The 387-nt window shown below is 68.7% G+C and carries 1 pseudogene; it reads right to left on the minus strand.

Features of this window, described 5'->3' with window-relative positions:
- Positions 1-283: 283 nt before the first annotated feature.
- Positions 284-387: pseudogene (locus CVH10_RS27295) on the minus strand (tRNA cyclic N6-threonylcarbamoyladenosine(37) synthase TcdA); the annotation flags it as partial.

The following is a 387-nucleotide window of genomic DNA, read 5'->3' on the forward strand; positions in this document are numbered from 1 at the left end:
TGGAGGGGCGGATCGACAACCGTTCCTATGAAGACCAGGGCATTGCGCTGGAGCCGCAGCACAAGATCGGCCCGGCCGGAATGCGCCGGCTCGATCGCGGCGAGGATGCCGAGCGCGCCGACGATCACGTGCGGATCGCGCGCGAGAACGGCGAGAAGATTATCGCCAAGCCGGAAATCGCGTTGGATGCGATCACGCGGCAACAGGCGACGTTCACCACCCGCGACCTGGCCGTGTTCGCGTTCCGGCACAGCGACGGCAAGGAGCAGTTCGACCAGGTGATGGCGGCGGTGCGGGCCAGCCCCGTCAGGGTGCGCGAGGCGGACACGAAGACGACGCTGCCGGTGACGAAGGTCGCCGCACCGAAGCCCGAGGCGCAGTCGCGGC

It is taken from the genome of Halomonas sp. ND22Bw (assembly GCF_003011945.1).
GTDB lineage: Bacteria > Pseudomonadota > Gammaproteobacteria > Pseudomonadales > Halomonadaceae > Halomonas > Halomonas halophila.